Origin of the sequence: Weizmannia acidilactici (genome assembly GCF_008974185.1) — a bacterium.
Lineage (GTDB): Bacteria > Bacillota > Bacilli > Bacillales > Bacillaceae_C > Weizmannia > Weizmannia acidilactici.
In genome coordinates this window covers 67,557-86,856 of sequence record NZ_BKZP01000007.1, presented here as the reverse complement: position 1 = coordinate 86,856, position 19,300 = coordinate 67,557, and the positions used below count along the sequence as shown (strand labels likewise).

The 19,300-nt window shown below is 48.1% G+C and carries 18 protein-coding genes, 1 riboswitch and 1 other annotated feature; of the genes, 11 read left to right on the top strand and 7 right to left on the bottom strand.

Features of this window, described 5'->3' with window-relative positions; genetic code table 11:
• Nucleotides 1-71: 71 nt before the first annotated feature.
• The 3 genes from BpJC4_RS04780 to gntK form a co-directional block, all read right to left on the bottom strand.
• Nucleotides 72-929: an XdhC family protein gene (locus BpJC4_RS04780; RefSeq protein WP_253693331.1), complete on the bottom strand. Its 858-nt coding sequence runs from the start codon at nucleotides 927-929 to the stop codon at nucleotides 72-74.
• A gap of 320 nt (nucleotides 930-1,249) precedes the next feature.
• Nucleotides 1,250-1,480: an aromatic acid exporter family protein gene (locus BpJC4_RS04775; protein ID WP_151679437.1), complete on the bottom strand. Its 231-nt coding sequence runs from the start codon at nucleotides 1,478-1,480 to the stop codon at nucleotides 1,250-1,252.
• A 63-nt stretch (nucleotides 1,481-1,543) separates the two neighbouring features.
• A complete protein-coding gene (gene gntK, locus BpJC4_RS04770) occupies nucleotides 1,544-3,091 on the bottom strand; it encodes a gluconokinase (RefSeq protein WP_151679436.1) in 1,548 nt (515 codons plus the stop codon).
• A gap of 1,111 nt (nucleotides 3,092-4,202) precedes the next feature.
• Between gntK and BpJC4_RS04765 the strand changes: the two genes are divergently transcribed.
• The 3 genes from BpJC4_RS04765 (at nucleotide 4,203) to BpJC4_RS04755 (ending at nucleotide 5,749) form a co-directional block, all read left to right on the top strand.
• Complete coding sequence (locus BpJC4_RS04765) at nucleotides 4,203-4,982, top strand: alpha/beta hydrolase family protein (protein WP_151679435.1); 780 nt, start codon at nucleotides 4,203-4,205, stop codon at nucleotides 4,980-4,982.
• A 31-nt stretch (nucleotides 4,983-5,013) separates the two neighbouring features.
• The gene (locus BpJC4_RS04760; RefSeq protein ID WP_151679434.1) at nucleotides 5,014-5,256 is read left to right on the top strand and encodes a DUF2584 domain-containing protein; all 243 of its coding nucleotides are present in this window, start codon (nucleotides 5,014-5,016) and stop codon (nucleotides 5,254-5,256) included.
• A 97-nt stretch (nucleotides 5,257-5,353) separates the two neighbouring features.
• Nucleotides 5,354-5,749: an NUDIX hydrolase gene (locus BpJC4_RS04755; protein ID WP_151679433.1), complete on the top strand. Its 396-nt coding sequence runs from the start codon at nucleotides 5,354-5,356 to the stop codon at nucleotides 5,747-5,749.
• Nucleotides 5,750-5,816: 67 nt separating this feature from the next.
• Here BpJC4_RS04755 and pckA read toward each other — a convergent pair whose 3' ends face one another.
• Entirely contained in the window at nucleotides 5,817-7,403 is a 1,587-nt protein-coding gene (gene pckA, locus BpJC4_RS04750) for a phosphoenolpyruvate carboxykinase (ATP) (protein ID WP_151679432.1), read from the bottom strand.
• A 213-nt stretch (nucleotides 7,404-7,616) separates the two neighbouring features.
• A riboswitch (SAM riboswitch) is annotated at nucleotides 7,617-7,767 on the top strand.
• A 191-nt stretch (nucleotides 7,768-7,958) separates the two neighbouring features.
• Here pckA and metK point away from each other — a divergent pair.
• Nucleotides 7,959-9,170, top strand: coding sequence for a methionine adenosyltransferase (gene metK, locus BpJC4_RS04745; protein ID WP_151679431.1), 1,212 nt, complete (start codon nucleotides 7,959-7,961; stop codon nucleotides 9,168-9,170).
• Between the two features lie 501 nt (nucleotides 9,171-9,671).
• Entirely contained in the window at nucleotides 9,672-11,582 is a 1,911-nt protein-coding gene (asnB, locus tag BpJC4_RS04740; RefSeq protein WP_151697592.1) for an asparagine synthase (glutamine-hydrolyzing), read from the top strand.
• A gap of 86 nt (nucleotides 11,583-11,668) precedes the next feature.
• On the opposite strand, the gene BpJC4_RS04735 is transcribed toward asnB, so the two are convergent.
• Entirely contained in the window at nucleotides 11,669-12,193 is a 525-nt protein-coding gene (locus BpJC4_RS04735; RefSeq protein ID WP_151679429.1) for a gamma carbonic anhydrase, read from the bottom strand.
• A 217-nt stretch (nucleotides 12,194-12,410) separates the two neighbouring features.
• On the opposite strand from BpJC4_RS04735, the gene BpJC4_RS04730 reads away from it, so the two are divergent.
• Genes BpJC4_RS04730 through BpJC4_RS04720 form a run of 3 tightly spaced genes read left to right on the top strand, consistent with a single transcriptional unit; the run spans nucleotide 12,411 to nucleotide 15,341 of the window.
• Nucleotides 12,411-13,217, top strand: coding sequence for an alpha/beta hydrolase (locus BpJC4_RS04730; RefSeq protein ID WP_151679428.1), 807 nt, complete (start codon nucleotides 12,411-12,413; stop codon nucleotides 13,215-13,217).
• A gap of 12 nt (nucleotides 13,218-13,229) precedes the next feature.
• Nucleotides 13,230-14,324: a tetraprenyl-beta-curcumene synthase gene (gene tbcS, locus BpJC4_RS04725; protein WP_151679427.1), complete on the top strand. Its 1,095-nt coding sequence runs from the start codon at nucleotides 13,230-13,232 to the stop codon at nucleotides 14,322-14,324.
• 12 nt (nucleotides 14,325-14,336) lie between these two features.
• On the top strand, nucleotides 14,337-15,341 hold the full coding sequence (locus BpJC4_RS04720) for an LLM class flavin-dependent oxidoreductase (protein ID WP_151679426.1): 1,005 nt from the start codon (nucleotides 14,337-14,339) through the stop codon (nucleotides 15,339-15,341).
• 2 nt (nucleotides 15,342-15,343) lie between these two features.
• Here BpJC4_RS04720 and mnmM read toward each other — a convergent pair whose 3' ends face one another.
• Both mnmM and mnmL read right to left on the bottom strand, forming a co-directional pair.
• A complete protein-coding gene (gene mnmM / locus BpJC4_RS04715) occupies nucleotides 15,344-15,916 on the bottom strand; it encodes a tRNA 5-(aminomethyl)-2-thiouridylate-methyltransferase MnmM (protein WP_151679425.1) in 573 nt (190 codons plus the stop codon).
• A complete protein-coding gene (gene mnmL / locus BpJC4_RS04710) occupies nucleotides 15,913-16,881 on the bottom strand; it encodes a tRNA modification radical SAM protein MnmL/YtqA (RefSeq protein WP_151679424.1) in 969 nt (322 codons plus the stop codon). The genes mnmM and mnmL overlap by 4 nt, the downstream gene beginning before the upstream one ends.
• A gap of 148 nt (nucleotides 16,882-17,029) precedes the next feature.
• Here mnmL and BpJC4_RS04705 point away from each other — a divergent pair, with 148 nt between their 5' ends.
• From BpJC4_RS04705 to BpJC4_RS04695, 3 genes are all read left to right on the top strand, one after another.
• Nucleotides 17,030-17,305 carry a YtzC family protein gene (locus tag BpJC4_RS04705; protein ID WP_151679423.1) on the top strand — a complete coding sequence of 92 codons (276 nt, stop codon included), beginning with the start codon at nucleotides 17,030-17,032 and terminating at the stop codon, nucleotides 17,303-17,305.
• A 16-nt stretch (nucleotides 17,306-17,321) separates the two neighbouring features.
• On the top strand, nucleotides 17,322-17,495 hold the full coding sequence (locus tag BpJC4_RS04700; protein ID WP_151697591.1) for a glycogen biosynthesis protein GlgD: 174 nt from the start codon (nucleotides 17,322-17,324) through the stop codon (nucleotides 17,493-17,495).
• Between the two features lie 345 nt (nucleotides 17,496-17,840).
• Complete coding sequence (locus tag BpJC4_RS04695) at nucleotides 17,841-19,007, top strand: MDR family MFS transporter (RefSeq protein WP_151697590.1); 1,167 nt, start codon at nucleotides 17,841-17,843, stop codon at nucleotides 19,005-19,007.
• Between the two features lie 47 nt (nucleotides 19,008-19,054).
• Nucleotides 19,055-19,266: a binding site (T-box leader), on the top strand.
• The last annotated feature ends 34 nt before the right edge of the window (nucleotides 19,267-19,300 follow it).

The window sequence follows — 19,300 nt, the reverse complement described above, 5'->3', positions numbered from 1 at the left end:
TTTCCCTCCTTCGCAAAACGCGCAATTGGTCATAACTTTTTTGGCTGCGGAAGAAATGCCGATGATTTTTTTCATATTTTCTCCGGTTTTCTTAAAACTTTTATCATTTCGGCGATAATACTGATTGCAATCTCTTCCGCCCCTTTCGCATGTATATTAATTCCGGCCGGTGAGGAGATCCAGGGCGGAATTTCTTTTCCTTCAAGTAATCTTTCTGTTCTCCTACAGGGCCCCAGTATACCGAGATAAGATAATTTTTTGTGCATCAATATGCGAAGAAGTTCCTTATCTTTTTGAAAATTGTGGGTCATAATTACGGCAAAATCTTTTTCGACAATGTCAAGGTTTTGATCTGCACCATCTGGAAATCCGGTGATACACTGTTCGGCTTCAGGAAAGTTTTCACGGTTGCATAACGCCGGCCTATGTTCATAAACTGTTACGGAAAAACCGGTCTGAGCCGCAAATCGTACGAGCGGTTTTGCATCCGGCCCCGCCCCAAACAATATCAAGCGGGGGCGCGACCTGTAATGGTATGAATAAAATTGGCCGTTTTTATCTGTGCTTCGTGTGTCGCTTTTGCCAAAAAGTTTTTCTATCATAAAAGCCGGAAATGCATCGCCGAAGGGTTCACCGTTTTGGGGAAAATAACCACCCCGGAGGAACTCAAAATTCCCGTTAAACTGTTTAATATGAAGAACAGAAATCCCTGCATCCAAAAATGCTTTTAATTTCATTAAATTTTGCCTTAAAGTCCGGGTTAAAGGTTCGATGAATATATGCAAAATACCGTTGCACCCTGCGCCCTGCCCCCATGATAAGTCTGTTTCATCCTGCATATCATAGGTGTAGATTTGTGCTTTTCCGCTTTCCAGTACTTGTTTTGCTTTCCATTTCAGATCTTCCTCGAGGCAACCTGCGCTTAACATGCCGATTTGTGCCCCGCTTTCCCCATTAATATGCAGGAGCCTTCTTTTTTATAAGCGGAGCCTTCAACACGCAGTATTGTTGCAATCACACATCTTTCCGTTATAAAGGGGAGTTGCTCCAACATTTGAAAAATATCCTCCAAGCTGCTCACCACTTTCAAATATCATAATAAAGTTTATTCAGGTTTATGGATTTCATGAATTGTTCTGTGAGTACAGCCAAAGGTATAGAAAATTGATGTGTTCGGTTTTCTTTTAAGAAGGGTTGTACAGGGGAATCCAATTCAAAGGGGTCGCCTTCCAGCAACTGTTGGAACATTTTACTGAAGGCCGCCATTTGTGCCGATGACCATTGTACCAATCATACGATTAACTGCAAAACTTATCGTTTGATCCGGCATTGCTTTGATACATAAAATGACCGTTAAAGGCGCCAAATAGGGGTGATGGGAACCGGCTGATTTTGCGATCTCCCAGGATAATGAAGATGCAATGGCGATTTTCCAAATGATCAGCTGCTTCATCTCAAATAGCGGTTTATTTTGTTTCATTTGCATTGCCCATCCTTATATAAAGTTTGCTAAAAAGGGGCTTTTGGGCAGCCCCTGTTCTCATCAACCCTTCACCCATTTCCGCTGAAACGCCGCAATATTCCCGTACTCCGCTTCCAGCAGACGTGATACGCGGATGTAAATTGGGAGGATTTCTTCATAAATGGTGACATTTTCAGGGATCGGCCGGTGGGTGTGCGTGGAGCCGACCCATTCGGATACAATCGAGAAATCGTCAATTTTACCCAGTGCGTACATGCCGAGGACGATGGCGCCGAGGCAGGAGCTTTCGAAGCTTTCCGGAACGACGACTTCCTGGTTGAAAATGTCGGCGAGCATCTGGCGCCACAGTTCGGATCTGGCAAAGCCGCCGGTCGCCTGGATTTTCTGGGGAACGCCTATCATTTCCTGGAGCGCAAGCATGACGGTGTAAAGGTTATAAATGACACCTTCCAATACGGCGCGGACCATATGCTCGCGTTTATGGTGCAGGCCGAGTCCGAAAAATGATCCTCTTGCATTTGCATTCCAAATCGGTGCGCGTTCGCCTGCCAGATACGGATGAAAGATGAGCCCGTCTGATCCGGGGGCAACGCGCGATGCGATTTTCGTCAGCACCTCGTAAGGATCAAGGCCGAGACGTTTAGCGGTCTCCACTTCGGCGGAAGCGAGTTCATCCCGAACCCATCTGAACGTCATCCCGCCATTATTGACCGGCCCTCCGACGACCCAATGGTTTTCCGTCAGCGCATAGCAGAAAATCCTCCCTTTTGGATCGGTTGCCGGCTTGTCTGTGACCGTCCGGATTGCGCCGCTTGTCCCGATCGTGATCGCGACAACGCCGGGGTCGATCGCATTTACGCCAAGATTGGACAGCACCCCGTCGCTTGCCCCGATGACAAACGGCGTGTCTTGCGGAATTCCGATTTCGTGGGCATATATTGGATCCAAACCGGTGAGGAAAAAAGTAGTGGAAACCGGTTTGGACAGTTGATCCGCCGAAATGCCAGCCACTTTGAGCGCGCCTCTGTCCCAGTCAAGTGATTCAAGATGAAAGAGGCCGGTTGCAGAGGCAATGGAATAATCGACAACATATTGCCCGAAAAACCGGTAAAAAATATATTCTTTAATGCCGATAAACTTATATGTTTTTTCGAACAAATCCGGCTTATCGTTCTTCAGCCAGGTGATTTTCGCGAGCGGTGACATCGGGTGGATCGGGGTTCCGGTTCTTCTGTAAATGTCGATGCCGTTCCATTCATTTTTGATCTTTTTCGCCCATTTTGTTGACCGCGCGTCCGCCCAGGTAATGCAGCGGGTTAACGGTTTTCCGTCTGCATCCACCGCAATCAAACTATGCATGGCAGAGCTGAAAGATACGAGTTCAATATCGGATGGATTGATGCCGCCTTTTGCAATCGCCGTTTTCATCGTTTCTTTCACGGCGCGGAAAATTTCATCCGGATCCTGTTCGGCCACATCAGGTGAAGGGCTGTGCAGCGGGTAGCCGACATGGTGCATGCTGATTACTTTCCCTTGCGCGCCGAACAAAACGGATTTCGTTGTGGTGGTGCCGATATCGACACCTAAATAATAGGATGAAGCCGTCATTTTAAACAATCTCCTTTATCTTGGTGCAAAAATGTTTCGCTTTGCAGAAACGCTCTTTGAAAAATTTTTCCTTCATTTGTATTGTACTGAAACCGCTTAGAATTGGAAAGGTTTTTGCGTATGCGTAAAATATTTCTCGGGGGTTAAAGTGTGGAAAAAAATAGAAAGACACTCTATCATTTAAATGTACGCTTGTAGTCGAGTACATCTACGGCATGGACAGCCTCATAAAAGCAAAGAAACAGGTTGAGGGCTGGAAAGTCAGCAGGTCTGACAAACCCGCCCAGCTGCTAAAACAGCCTGTACGCACGTCAATCGGGGCAAAACAGGGATCTATAAGCCCGTATATGAGCATTCAATCAACAATAGGGAATTTGAGCAAGATTTTTAGGTTTTCATATCTTCACCTGGATAAGGGGCAATCGCAAAATCCTTTAAAAGGCTGAGAATATATGATGATTGCTAATTCCTGAGACTCCTGCGGGAAAAGCGAGCAAGAAGAGACCCAGTGTGTTTGAAGGACAAGCGAGTAAATTTCGCGATCATCAAAAATATGCCCGGTTTAACGGCTTTTTGGATTGCCCTTATCCAGGGAAGCAAAGTGCGGTAGCCAAAAGTGTACAAAAAGTGTTCACCGGAGGAACAGCCTACGGGTTAGAAGGTCGGGCAAAAACCTGTGGACGCAGACTTTTTAAGTAGTCAAAGCTACAGAGTGTTCTCAGCGTTAACCCAAATGATCCTAAGACCATTATCTAGGAACATCACGAAACGCCCAAGTCCCAAATTGATGTTTTCGGGGCTCGCCCCGAAAACATCAAAGATTCACTTGTCAAAGAACAATCATTCAACTGGATATTGACTCATTTAGTAGGATCGAAACTTATTATACGAGAGTGGCTGGACATCACTGATTTTTAAACGATGTCGAGAAAAACTTGACACATACGTTTTTGCTGGAAACTTGACAGGCACCTGAACCAAACGCCATACTAGCAACAGAAGCTGAAGGTGGAAGGATTTTAGGTATGTGAAGGAAACAAACCGGTAAGAGAACTAAGGGGCATTGTTTGGAGCAAGGCAAATCAATGAAAAACTGAAAAGGTGATGCGGCATGGGTTTGATTGTCGACAAGCAGCTTTTTCCTTCCCCGAGTCCGCGGGTGCGCATGTATCTTGTCACGTATTTGTCGGACGGCTTGAAAGTGAAAGGGATGCTGGCGGAACCGGATGATGGGCTTACATATGATGGGTTTTTGTATTTGCGCGGTGGCATCAAGAGCGTCGGGATGGTGCGGCCGGCGCGCATCGGCCAGTTTGCGTTGGAAGGATTTATCGTTTTTGCTCCTTTTTACCGCGGCAATTGGGGCGGGGAGGGGGATGAAGATTTCGGCGGATGCGACCGACACGATGCGTACTTTGGTTTTGACCTGCTGATGGAACACGATCGGGTTTCCGGAAAAGTGCATGTGTTCGGTTTTTCCCGCGGCGGCATTATGGCACTCAGTACCGCAGAAGCAAGGACAGCCGCATCGCTTGTCACCTGGGGTGGCGTTTCGGATGTTGCGCTAACGTATAGGGAACGCGTCGATTTAAGAAGAATGATGAAGCGCGTCATCGGGGGCACGCCGAAAAAATACCCGGACCGTTACCGGGAACGGACGCCTCTGTATGCGCTTAATCAAATTCAATGCCCGGTGCTTATTATCCACGGAGAGCAAGATCGGAATGTTTCAGTGGAACATGCGCGGCGCCTTGAACGCGGGCTTGAGGCTTTGGATAAGCGGGTGGAAACATGGTATTTCCCGCAGTTTGCCCATCATTTTCCGCCTGTTGTGAACCGCCGGATTGTGCATGATTTATGCGTGTGGATGAAAAGACGGGCATTGCCATGATAAAATGAAAATACTAACGGAGGTGAGACGAATGGGAATGTTGATGGGACTGGATACGGTCCTCATTACAAACGGGGAAGAAGAACGGATTGAACAAAATTTATTTGTGCTGAAAAAACCGGGTTACTGCCTTTATCCGCTTGATATGCCAATTGAAGTCCGGAAAAAGAAGGAAAGCGAACCAAGCGGAAGTGCCGTAATCCGGAAAATGGAATGGGAACGAAATACGACCATCATCCGCTATGAACTCGTTTCTTTGAATACGCCGAATTAAAACATGCGCCGCGTTTCGAACTGCGGCGCATGTTTTTTGAATGAAAGAGGCACGAAAGCAAATACTATTTTGTAAAGCAGGAAAGGAGTGGCCTGTAATGGAAACGAAAGGGACCTATATGAAAGACTGCGGCGCCTATGCCGTTATTTTTGATGCAAAAAAAGAAAGGGTCGGGGCGGTTCTGAAATATAATGGTTATGTGCTGCCGGGAGGTAAAATCGGGCAGGGGGAATCGGATATTGCCTGCCTCAAGCGTACGGTCGGGGCGGAATTGGAAGTCGGGAGTTTTTTAGGAAAAGCTGCACAATTCACAAGGCAACATACGATAGACGAAGGGCTGTTTTATTTAGGAAAAATCGAACAGCCCAGTGAAGGAAGCCAAAAACTGGAATGGCTAAATCTTCACGAGGCTGCCGCAAAAATGAGCGGCGGCCACCACCAATGGGCCGTTCAGGAAGGGATCAACGCCGTCCAGGCAAGTATGTGGTTTTAAAGTCCGTTATTTGGATGCGTAAGGATAGCCGGATTACTGAGGCGCCTTTCTCGCGGCTCCCGCCGGTTTAAACGAGTGGACCGCCGAGTTTTTCGATCTCGCCCGGTATGGACGCGAATTTCCAGAAGTTCTCCTTGAAGCGTGCAGCAAGCTCAAGCGCTTTTTGGCGGTAAGCCTGTTTGTCTTCCCAAGTTTCTGCCGGAAACAGGACGTGATCCGGCACACCGTCGATATGGAGCGGGATGTGCAAACCGAAAATGTCATCCTGCTGCGTTGGTGCATCTTTCAGTTTTCCACCGATTGCGGCCCGGACCATTGCCCTTGTGTAGCTTAATTTTATGCGCGCCCCGGTGCCGTACGGTCCGCCAGTCCAGCCGGTATTGACGAGGAATACTTGGACATGGTGCTTTTCAATTTTTTCTCCAAGCATTTTCGCGTATACAGCCGGTTCAAGCGGCAAAAACGGCGCGCCGAAACAGGTAGAGAAAACGGCTTCCGGGCTGGTGACGCCGCGTTCGGTGCCAGCCAGTTTCGATGTATAGCCGCTTAAGAAATGGTACATCGCCTGTTCCTTTGTCAGCCTGCTGATCGGCGGCAGGACACCGGATGCATCGGCCGTCAGGAAGATAATTGTGCCCGGATGGCCGGCCATGCCGGAGCGGGCAATGTTTCCGATGTTTTCAATCGGATAAGCGGCCCTTGTGTTTTCGGTAAGCGTATTATTCTCAAACTGCGGACTGCGGGATTCCGGATCGACGACAACATTTTCAAGGACGGTTCCGAATTGGATCGCCCGGTAAATTTGCGGTTCTTTTTCTTCCGTCAACCCGATGCATTTTGCATAGCAGCCGCCTTCGATGTTAAATATGCCGCTGTCCGACCAGCCGTGTTCATCATCGCCCACAAGCGCGCGGTCCGGGTCTGCTGACAAAGTCGTTTTCCCGGTTCCGGACAAACCGAAAAACAGCGCCGTATCGCCATTTTTACCGGTATTTGCGGAACAGTGCATGGAAAGGATGCCTTTTTGCGGCAGCAAATAATTCATAATAGAAAAGATGCTTTTTTTCATTTCACCGGCATATTCCGTTCCGCCGATTAAAATGATGCGCCGTTCAAGCGAAATGATGATAAAGACTTCGGAATGCGTACCGTCTGTAGCCGGGTCAGCTTTGAACAGCGGCGCGGACAAAATGGTGAATTGCGCCTCGTGTTCCTGCAGTTCCTTCGCGTCCGGCCGGATAAACAATTGGTGCGCAAATAAATTATGCCAGGCGAACTCGTTCACGACCTGGATCGGAAGGCGGCTGGAAGGATCGGCACCTGCAAATCCTTTAAACAGAAAAATCTCGTTTCTGCTTTTTAAATACTGCACCATTTTTTTGTAAAGCTTGTTGAACACTCCGACAGAGATCGGCTGGTTGGCATTTCCCCAGTCGATGCGGCTTTTTGATTCGGAGTCGACAACGATAAATTTGTCTTTCGGCGATCTTCCCGTATATTTTCCCGTTACAGCGGAAACGGCCCCGGTAGAGGTCAGCACCGCTTCTTTCCTTACTAATATTTTTTCCATTAATTGTGGTACGGAAAGCTGAGTGCGTACATTTTTCCCCGAAAGCAAAAGTTTTAAATCATCAGAAGTGCCAATAAGATCCATTTCGATAAACCGCCCCTTTGAAAATCTTATTCTATCTTGTAAACGATATTAGTATAACATATTTATTTGATTGTCACATACTTTTGATTGAAATATGTGATGAAATAGGAAAGAAAGGGAAACAGGCTTTTTGATCGTGGAAACTTCCCGCAGACAATGAAAAAACATTGACACTGGCCGGTAAATTGCGTATGATTTTACTTTGAACGGATACTCTTATCCCGAGCTGGTGGAGGGACGGGCCCAATGAAACCCAGCAACCCGCCGCTGGAACAGGCGATGCGCTCGCAACGCAGCCGCCGCTTTAACTTCCAGGCAAAGGTGCTAACCTGCAGCAAGGAAAGGATTCCTTGAACGATAAGAGTGAAAGGCGCGATAAGCAATAGTCAAAACCTTTCCACTCTCCCATTGGTCGGAAAGGTTTTTATTATTGGCCGCTTTATTTCCTATAGGTATACTTGGAATTTGATATTTAATTTTGAGCCTGACATAATAAGGGTAATGAGTACCGTTAAAGAGGATAAAAACAGCAACCCATTTAAGGAGGAAAAGTGAATGTCAAAAAGACGGCATTTGTTCACATCGGAATCGGTCACGGAAGGCCATCCCGATAAAATTTGCGACCAGATTTCCGATGCAATTTTGGATGCAATTCTGGCAAAAGACCCGAATGCCCGCGTCGCCTGCGAAACTTCAGTTACAACCGGCCTTGTGCTTGTTACGGGGGAAATTTCCACGAATACATATGTGGACATTCCAAAAGTGGTGCGGCAAACGATTAAAGAAATCGGTTATACACGCGCGAAATTTGGATTTGATGCCGAAACGTGCGCGGTGCTGACTTCGATTGACGAACAGTCCGAGGATATCGCGCGGGGTGTCAACCAGGCACTGGAAGCGCGCGAAGGCCAGATGAGCGATGAAGAAATTGAAGCGATCGGGGCAGGCGACCAGGGCTTAATGTTCGGTTTTGCCTGCAATGAGACGGAAGAACTGATGCCGCTGCCGATCTCGCTCGCCCATAAGCTGGCGCGCCGCCTTGCCGAACTCCGTAAAAAGGAAGTACTTCCGTATCTGCGCCCGGATGCGAAAACGCAGGTGACCGTTGAATATGATGAAAACAATAAACCTGTCCGCATCGATACAATTGTCATCTCCACACAGCACAATCCGGACGTCAGCCTTGAGCAGATTCAGGCAGATATGAAAAAGCATGTCATCGAACCGGTCGTGCCTGCCCATCTCCTTGATGCGGACACGAAATATTTCATTAACCCGACCGGCCGTTTTGTGATCGGCGGACCGCAGGGGGATGCCGGTTTGACCGGCCGCAAAATTATTGTAGACACGTACGGCGGCTATGCCCGCCACGGCGGCGGCGCATTCTCCGGAAAAGACCCGACGAAAGTGGACCGTTCCGCTACCTATGCAGCCCGCTATGTCGCGAAAAATATTGTGGCGGCCGGGCTGGCGGAAAAATGTGAAGTGCAGCTTGCGTATGCGATAGGGGTGGCGAAACCTGTATCCATCTCCATTGATACGTTCGGTACCGGAAAAGTTTCTGAGGAAGTGTTGATTAAAGCCGTACAAGCCAACTTTGACCTGCGACCGGCCGGCATTATCAAAATGCTTGACCTGCGCCGCCCTATTTACCGGCAGACCGCTGCGTATGGGCATTTCGGCCGCAACGATTTAAACGTGCCGTGGGAAAAAACGGATAAAGCCGAAGCGTTGAGTGTGTTTGTGCACAATTATAAGGAAAATTAATGTAGATAAGGAGCGGGGCCTGATTTTGGCAGCCGCTCTTTTCTTATGTTTGAAAGAGCTGGACAAAAAGTTCTGCATTGGAGAGAATAATTAGAAAAATGTAAAGAAAAACCAATAGGTGAACCGGGGAGAATCCGGTTCGAAATGGGGAGAACCGCCAGACGAGTAAGCGCGGCACTTTGGGGAGAAAGATTGGCAAAACAGGGGAAAAACCGGTGCAACGGGGAGAACCTGATCCAAATCGGGGAGTCTCGGAATGCATCAACACGGCCCGGGCCGGTACGTTCCTCCCATGCAGTTTGTTTCTTTTTTAACAAATCGTATTTTTTCCTGCAAAAATGCCGGAAAAAATGCTAATATATATTACATGTGTTGAAAATGGCGCCGGAAAAGGGCTGCCATAAAAATGGTTTGTCAGAAGGTTTCTTCCTTCATTTGTTTTTTCACGAAAAAATTTTAAAATAAAATGTATCGAAACTATCAAAGTAGGTGACTTTCCTCATGTGCGGATTTATTGGCTGCGTCCATGACCATCCAATTGCATTATCAGATGAAGACAGGCAACTGTTTAAAAGCATGAACAATATGATTGAGCATCGCGGTCCTGATGATGAAGGCTACTACGAAGACGAACATATCCAGTTCGGATTCCGCCGTCTAAGCATTATTGACCTTGCCGCGGGGCACCAGCCTTTAACATATGAAAACGAACGGTATTGGATCATTTTTAACGGCGAAATTTATAACTATGTCGAATTGCGTGAGGCATTGCTAAAAGAAGGGCTTACGTTCGAAACAAATTCCGATACGGAAGTGATCCTCGCACTGTACAGCCATCTTGGCGAAAAAGCAGTTGGAAAACTGCGCGGTATGTTCGCCTTTGTGATTTGGGACAAGCAGGAACAGACGTTGTGCGGGGCACGTGACCCGTTCGGCATCAAACCGTTTTTCTATTACCAGAGCGGGGAAGAAATGTATTTCGGCTCCGAGAAGAAAAGCATTTTGCTCGCGATGGAAAATCCGGAACTTAATTACGATGCAGTCCAGCATTATTTAACGTATCAATTTGTCCCGGAACCTTACAGCATGACAAAAGGCATTCAAAAATTGGAACCGGGCCATTATTTTATCAAGAAAATCGGTAAACCGATGGAAATTAAGCGGTATTTTAAAGCATCGTTCCATCCGGTGCAAAAAAGCGAAGACGAATTTATTAAAGAAGTGCGCGATGTGCTCATTGATTCCGTCAAAGTCCATATGCGCAGCGACGTGCCGGTTGGGGCTTTCCTTTCCGGCGGGATCGACTCTTCGATCACCGCATCGATCGCGAAACAATTCCACCCGGCGATTAAAACTTTTTCTGTCGGCTTTGAACGCGAAGGCTACAGCGAAATTGACGTCGCCAAAGAGACGGCGGAAAAACTCGGTGTCGAAAATATCAGTTATGTGATCACGCCGCAGGAATATATGAAAGAACTGCCGAAAATTATTTGGCATATGGATGACCCGCTTGCCGATCCTGCCTGTGTGCCGCTGTATTTCGTGGCGCGCGAAGCCAGGAAGCATGTCACGGTTGTCTTGTCCGGGGAAGGCGCAGACGAATTGTTCGGCGGCTACAATATTTACCGCGAACCGCAGTCTCTTGAAGTTTTCGATAAAATTCCTGTTGCCGGAAAATCGCTTTTGAAAGCTTTGGCAAAAGTGCTGCCTGAAGGGATTAAAGGGAAAAGTTTTATCGAGCGCGGCGTGACACCGATGGAAGACCGTTATATCGGAAATGCGAAAATGTATACGGAAGAAGAAAAAAGGGACTTGCTCAGGACTTACCGCAGCGATCTCGATTACCGCGATATTACAAGGCCGCTGTACAATGAGACGAAAGGTTATGACCCGGTTGACCGCATGCAGTATATCGATATCCATACGTGGATGCGCGGCGATATTTTGCTAAAAGCAGACCGGATGACAATGGCCCATTCGCTTGAACTGCGCGTGCCGTTTTTGGATAAGGAAGTGTTCCGGGTGGCCTCGCAAATTCCGTCGAGTTTAAAAACGTCCCATAACACGACGAAGTATATTTTAAGAAAAGCGGCAGAAGGCATTGTGCCGGACCATGTGTTGAACCGGAAAAAACTTGGGTTCCCGGTTCCGATCCGCCACTGGCTGAAAGAGGAAATGCATGACTGGGCGGTACAGACGATAAAAGAAAGCCCGACCGATGATATCATCAATAAACAATATGTCTTAAAACTGTTGGAAGACCATTGCGCGGGCAAACTTGACTACAGCCGGAAAATCTGGACCGTCCTGATTTTCATGGTATGGCATGCTGTATACGTGGAAGACAAATATGATTTTCAAAAACAAGCCCGCGGCCAGCTTGCCGGAGCTCCACTATACAGAAGGCGCTAGGCAAGAAACCGCACGACACGTTAACCGCTGCGGGAAAGCGGAAATAATTGCAGGAACAAATAGGGGGGTCTGCCCCGCTTCCGGAATCAGCTTTCGGAAACGGGAACAGACCCTTTGTAGTATTGCGCTTTTTCCGCATATTCGTGGACAATCCGGCGCATGTCCTGTATATCTTCTTCTGTCAGTTCGCGGATCACTTTGGCGGGGCGTCCAAATGCCAGCGTACGGGGCGGGATCTTTTTCCCCTGCGGCACAAGGCTGCCTGCGCCGATAAACGCACCTTCCCCGATTTCGGCGCCGTCCAGGATAATGGATCCCATGCCGATCAGGGCTTTCGGATGGATGTGGCAGCTATGTAAAATGGCCTGGTGCCCGACTGTCACTTCATCTTCCAAAATGAGCGGGGTGTTAGGGCTTTGGTGCAGGACGCAGTTATCCTGGACATTCACTCTCCGGCCGATTCTCGTTGGGGCGACATCGCCGCGGATTACGGTGTTGAACCAGATGCTGGATTCATCGCCGATTTCAACATCCCCCGTAATCGTCACATAGTCAGCAATATAAGCAGTTGGCGAAATGACAGGCGTTTTGCCGTGAAAAGGGTAAATCATCAAATCCACTCCTTGTTCAAAGAACTGATTTCAACAGGCTTTTTTCTGTTGGTTCCTGCAATATCTGCTTTGTTTTTTTCGCTAGTTTGCCTTATAAAGAATTGTAAACAAATTATGAATAAATTGGAATGGAAACGGCATATGTTTTTCAGAATGGGAGGATTATGGGTAAAATAAAGGAAGGCGATCGTATCGCAGTTTTGAAGGAGGCAATAAAATGTGGAAATGGGAAGCAGATGAAAATCCGAAAGCAGTCATCGTCATGGTCCATGGCGCGATGGAGCACCACCGCCGCTACAGCTGGCTGATCGAGATGTGGAGATCGAGCGGCTTTCATGTGGTGATGGGCGATCTTCCCGGTCATGGCATGACATCAAGGGCACAAAGAGGGCATATCGAATCCTTTGACGAATATACAACCGAGATTAAAGACTGGGTGACGGCGGCTTACCAATTTGAATTGCCGATTTTTCTCCTCGGCCACAGCATGGGCGGGCTTGCGGTGATCCGGCTGCTTGAAAGGGAGCGCTTGAAAATCGCAGGCGCTATCCTTTCCGCACCGTGCCTCGGGCTTGTCACTTATCCTTCAAAGCTGCTTGGCCTGCTTTCGATCGGATTAAACCAAATTGCGCCAACCATACGCTTTAATAGCCCGCTGACTGTACAGATGGCGACGCGGAACCAGGAAATTCAGATGAAGACGGCAAATGATTCATTGATGTTAACGAAAGTTTCCGTCCGCTGGTACCGCGAGCTGATTGCGGCGATGCGTCTGGCTCATGCCGATGTGATCCGGCTGCCGGATGTGCCGTTTCTCGTGATGCAGGGCGGCAATGATAAAATCGTGGACAAGGTAGCGGTTTTGGATTGGTTTAACCAAACAACGCTGTCGGAAAAATTATACAAAGAATGGCCGAAATGCTATCATGAAATTTTTAATGAACCGGAAAGGGAAGATGTTTTTCTTTATGCGAAAAACTTCGTGGAAAACCGGCTCCGCGCTTTAGGCTATATCATTGATTGAGGTGAACCGCTGATGACAATCCCATCCTGCCCTATATCGTTAATGGCCCAAGTTTACCGCAGGGTGATGCCGGCTGTCCACCGCGAATTGCGCTACTGGCGGGAAAGGGCACGGCAAATTCCAAATGAAGAATTAAAGGCGCAGGCGCTTGCAAGCATCAAATATAAAACGTTCCATTGTGAGGGCGGGTCGATCCTGGGGCTTTTGGCAATGGAAGAACGTGCACAGGCTTTTCAGTTTATTGTCGCCTACCAAACGATCAGCGATTATTTGGATAATTTGTGTGACCGCAGCACATCGCTCGATCCGGATGATTTCCGGGCATTGCATGAATCAATGTGCGATGCGCTGACGGTTGGGGCAAATTTAAAAAATTATTATCGGCTCCGCGAAGACCAAAACGACGGTGGTTATCTGCACGAGCTCGTGACGACTTGCCAATCCGTTTTAAAAGCAATCCCCCATTACGAAGCGATCAAACCTTATTTGCTCGAACTGTGCCGTTATTATTCGGATTTGCAGGTACATAAACATGTGCGGGTTGAAGAGCGGGTGCCGCGGCTTGAGAATTGGTTCGCACAATTTAAAGCCGATTTTCCGGATATGGGATGGTATGAGTTTTCGGCTTGTTCCGGTTCGACCCTCGGGATTTTCTGCCTCGTCTCTTATGCGCTCCGGGATGATTTCCGCCCCGAATATGCAAAAATTATCCGTGACGGCTACTTTCCTTATATACAGGGGCTGCATATTTTGCTTGACTATTTTATTGATCAGGATGAAGACAAGAAAGGCGGAGATTTGAATTTTTGCTTTTATTACCCGAATGAAGAACAGCTTTTCCGACGGCTGAAGCATTTTTTACGGGAAGCGGACAAACATACAGGGCAACTTCCGAATGAAAAATTCCATAAACTGATTAACCGAGGGCTGCTAGCCGTATATTTATCCGATGATAAAGTAAGGAAACAGCGGAGCGTCCGGAAATTGTCGCGGAAAATGATCAGATCTGCGGGTTCCATCAGTTTATTTTTTTATTTCAATGGAAAAATGTACCGGGCAATTAAAAACATGATTCCGGCCGGGCTTGCAAAAATACTTGTGAAATAGGAGAGATGAAAATTGGCGGAATTAAGTTTGAGCATTTTGGACCAGTCTCCGGTTTCGGAAGGAATGGCGGCGGAAGAAGCGCTGCAAAATACGGTGGAATTGGCAAAACATGCGGAAAAATGGGGATACCGCCGCTTTTGGGTTTCCGAACACCATGATTCCGCGGCGCTTGCCGGTTCATCGCCGGAAGTTTTGATTTCCTATATTGCTGCGAAAACATCCCGGATCCGCATCGGTTCGGGAGGGGTGATGCTGACGCATTACAGCGCATTTAAAGTTGCGGAAAATTTCCGGGTGCTGTCAGGCCTCGCGCCGGGGCGAATCGATCTTGGGGTCGGCAGGGCGCCCGGGGGCATGCCGCGTGCGACGTATGCCCTGCATAACGGGGAAAGGAGAAACATTGACCGGTTCCCGGCGCAAATCGATGAGCTGCAGATGTATTTGCACGATGCGATTGATCCGGAAGATAAACTGTATGGGTTAAAGGCGACGCCCGTAACGAACACAAACCCGGAAGTGTGGTTGCTCGGGTCAAGCCAGAAAAGCGCCGCACTTGCCGCAGAAAAAGGGCTGCCGTATGCGTATGCCCAATTTATCAACGGGGAAGGCGGCCCGGAGGCAATGCGCACTTATCTCAAACAGTTCAAGCCGTCCCCCTATTTAAAGGAGCCAAAAAACATAGCGGCTGTTTTTGTTTGCTGTGCCGAAACGGATGAGGAAGCACAGCGGCTGAATGCGAGCATGGAACTGGCGAGGATTTTGCTTGAACAGGGGATACCGTCAGACGGTCTCCCGAGCCCGGAAAAAGCATTCGCCTATCCGTACAGCCGTTTCGAGCGGGCCCATATCGAGGAAAACCGCAAGAATATGGTGATCGGCTCGCCGAAAAAGGTGAAAGATACGCTGCTCAGGCTCGCCGATGTTTACGGGACGGATGAAATCATGCTCGTTTCCAATATGTACCGGTTTGAAGACAAGCTGCGGTCTTTTGAACTGATCGCAAAAGAAATGCTGTAATCTTACCTTTTTTCAATTGCAATCAGAAAAGGCGGATGGTTTTCCTGGTTGATAAAACCGTATTGCAGCACATGCGCCTGTTTTTGGTCAAGTTTTTTCACATACTCAAGGAGCCGGTCGCGCTCAAAAGCACCGCCTTCATGGCCGTGGTAAACGACAATGGCGATGACCCCGCCGGTTTCAAGCATGGCAAAAATTTGCTCTACTGCGGCAATCGTTGTTTCCGGCCGGGTAATTACCGATTTATCGCTGTTTGGCAGGTAGCCGAGATTAAAAATCGCCCCGCTGATTTTCCCGTGATATCCAGCCGGGATGCATTCGCCCGCATGCTCGTGGCCGGTGCGGAACAGCTCCACGCGCGTGTCCAGCCTTTCTTTTTGCAGGCGTTCTTTTGTCCGGATGACCGCTTCCGGCTGGATATCAAAGGCGAACACTTTACCGCTGTCCCCGACAAGTTTTGCCAAAAACACGGTGTCATGCCCGTTCCCGGCGGTCGCGTCAATCGCAAATCCGCCTTTTTTGACTGCTATTTCCATCAGTGAATGGGCGAACGGAATAACAGGAAGCATGTTCATTTTGCCGATGCTTCCAAAGTATTTTTGTAAAATTTCCCCTGCCAGCTGTCTCTTCTTTTTAATTCTGCATCAATCGCATTTAAAACTTCCCATTTGTTCACGCTCCACATTGGGCCGATCATCAGGTGGATCGGGCCGTCGCCGGTAATGCGGTGGATCACCATTTCCGGCGGCAAAATTTCAAGCTGGTCGCACACGAGTTTTACATAGTCTTCAAACGAGAGGAATTTCAGCATCCCTTTTTCATATTGCTTTACCATCGGCGTTCCTTTTAACAAATGGAGCAGGTGGATTTTGATGCCCTGCACATCGAGCTTCGCCACTTCGCGCGCCGTTTCCATCATCATATCGTAATCTTCCATTGGCAGGCCGTTTATAATATGGGTGCAGATACGGATGCCTTTTTTCCGGAGTTTGTCCACGCCTTCTACATAGCACTGAAAATCATGGGCGCGGTTTATGAGCTGCGCCGTGCGCTCATGGACCGTCTGCAGGCCGAGCTCCACCCAGAGGTATGTCCGTTCATTCAGCTCCGCCAAATATTCTACGACATCATCCGGCAGGCAGTCCGGCCGGGTGGCGATGGACAGCCCGACAACCCCGTCCTGTTTGAGCACCGTTTCGTATTTTTCACGCAGCACATCTACCGGCGCATGTGTATTGGTAAAGGCTTGGAAATACGCCATATATTTTCCTCCTTTCCATTTATGGTGCATTTGTGCTTTCACTTTTTGAAATTGCGTTTCCAAGTCATCCGTGCGGTCGCCGGCAAAATCACCTGACCCTGCTGCGCTGCAAAACGTACAGCCGCCGTATGCCACAGTGCCGTCCCGGTTTGGGCAATCAAACCCGCCGTCAAGTGCAATTTTAAACACTTTATGGCCGAAATGTTTTCTTAGATGGTAATTCCATGTATGGTAACGTTTATTGTCATTTGAATATTGAAATGGATTTGATTCCGCCATTTTAAACGGCCTCCTTTTTTCGCCTCTTTCGTGCGGTTCCTTAAGCATTTTACCATGAAAGATCGTTTGTTAAAAGGAATGGCGGGCGTGCGGCTGGGCACAATACAAATGGAGCATGCATGCTTCAAAGAAAAAGGGGGAATTGGTGATGGCTACACGGGAAGCAGTCGAAAATTGCATCAGCCGCTGCGAAAATGCCATACATTCGGCGCGCGAGCAGTATATGGAAGGCATCCGTGAAGAAAACTATGGCTATTATGATTTTTCCGCGCCTTTGAAAGAACTGGAAGATGCCTATAACGAGCTTTGCAAACTAGCGATCAGCGCCAACTCCCAGCAGCGTGAGCGCCTCCACCGCATGCGCCTGCAAATCCAGCAGTTGCAGAACCAGATCATTTTACAGGAACACGAACCGATTATGTAAGCACGGGGGTAACGGTATGCCAAGGAAACGTTCAAAACAGCAAAATCCGGAGCAGAAAACGAAAAACGGCGTGAACAATCAGGACATCGAAGCCGTCCTCGATTACGACCCGGTGAAGGAACTGAAAAAGAAAAACAGCAAAAAGAGCCAGCCGGTAAAATCGAAACAGCATAACGAAAATCCGGATTAATGGAGAAAAGCGGGATGAAAAGCAGTTCATCCCGCTTTTCAAGGGGTATTGGACCTGCAGCAGACTAAAGTTTTGAAAAATATCAGCGGAAATGGAGAAGAAATCAGCGTAAAACTTGAAATATCAGCGGAACCGGCAAAAATATCAGCGGATGGTTTAAAAATACCTCTGATGGTATAGATGCTGAGCCAACTAAGTTTGCGGAATATTACTTCTTTCAGTCTCAGAGCAAATCTTTCTTGCCCCAATACAAAAAAACACATAAAATGCTGTTTGGAAGATTAATATTGAAGAAACGAAAGGGAGCATGGCCATGCCAAAGTCCTTTGGCTCCTTGTGATCGGGATGGCAATCAATATTACCGGCTCTTCTTTTTTATGGCCGTTAAATTCCATCTACATCCATGATCATCTTGGAAAAACATTATCCGTCGCAGGGGTTGTATTAATGCTCAATTCATTGGCGAGCGTGATCGGCAGTCTTGCGGGGGGAACTTTATACGATCATATCGGCGGATACCGCGCAACGATGATCGGCATTGTGATCACCGTAGCCGCCTTAACCGGGCTTACCTTTTGGCACGGCTGGCCGCAGTATGTTATTTTTTTGTCGTTAATCGGCCTCGGTTCCGGAATCATCGGGCCGGCGATGTTCGCCATGGCGGGATCGGTGTGGAAGAACGGTGGGCGCAAGGCATATAACGCCATCTATGTTGCGCAAAACATCGGCGTTGCGGTCGGTTCGGCACTCGGGGGCGCGATTGCCTCTTATTCATTTGATTACATTTTTCCGGCCAACTTGCTGATGTTTATTGTTTTTGGGCTGATTGCGGCGTTCGGCTATAATAAAATGTCTAAAGAACAATTGGCGCGAAAGAATCAGGGACGTACCGGCATTTCAAGTGGTACCCGTTCACAACTTCTGGCGCTGATCATATTATGTACATCATACCTGCTTTGCTGGATCGCATATGTACAGTGGCAGGCGACGATTTCAGCTTATACGCAGAAACTTCATATTTCACTTCATGAGTACAGTTTGCTCTGGACGTTGAACGGGTCAATCATTGTGCTCGGGCAGCCTTTCCTTATTCCGGTTACGACAAAATGGCTGTCCAATGTAAAAGCGCAAATCATGGCGGGGATTGCCATTTTCATGGTTTCATTCGGAGTTGCAAGCATCGCGGAACAGTTTCAGGGCTTTGTTGCCGCGATGGCTATCCTCACTTTAGGGGAGATGCTCGTCTGGCCGTCGGTTCCGGCAGTTGCAGGCGAGCTGGCTCCTAAAGGGCGGGAAGGATTTTACCAAGGGATTGTCAACAGCGTGGCAACGGCCGGGCGCATGATCGGGCCGGTCATTGGCGGATTGCTTGCCGATTTGTACGGCATGAACGTGCTTTTTGCTGTGTTAATTGTCCTGTATGCGGTGGCGCTCATGCTTACCGCGGCCTATAACCTCCCGTTAAAGTCAAAAAAAGCGGAGCAATCGGTGCCATTAAGAAAATCTTGTTGAAACGATGTATAAATTTCTGTACAATAGTAAATAAAATGAATAAATATGGAAGAACGTTGACAAGGAGCAGTAATGGCGGGACTGAAAACAAGAGAATTGGCGGAGGGTGCAAGCCAATCAGAAACCCCCATGAACTCGCCTTTGAGTTGCAAATATGAACGGATTCATTAGTATTTGCCGTTTTCCGCGTTAAGGATAATGAAGTGAGTGCTTGCACTAATCTGGGTGGTACCGCGGGAGTGGCCCTCTCGTCCCAATTCCTTGGGATGGGGGGGTTTTTGCATTGCTTTTAT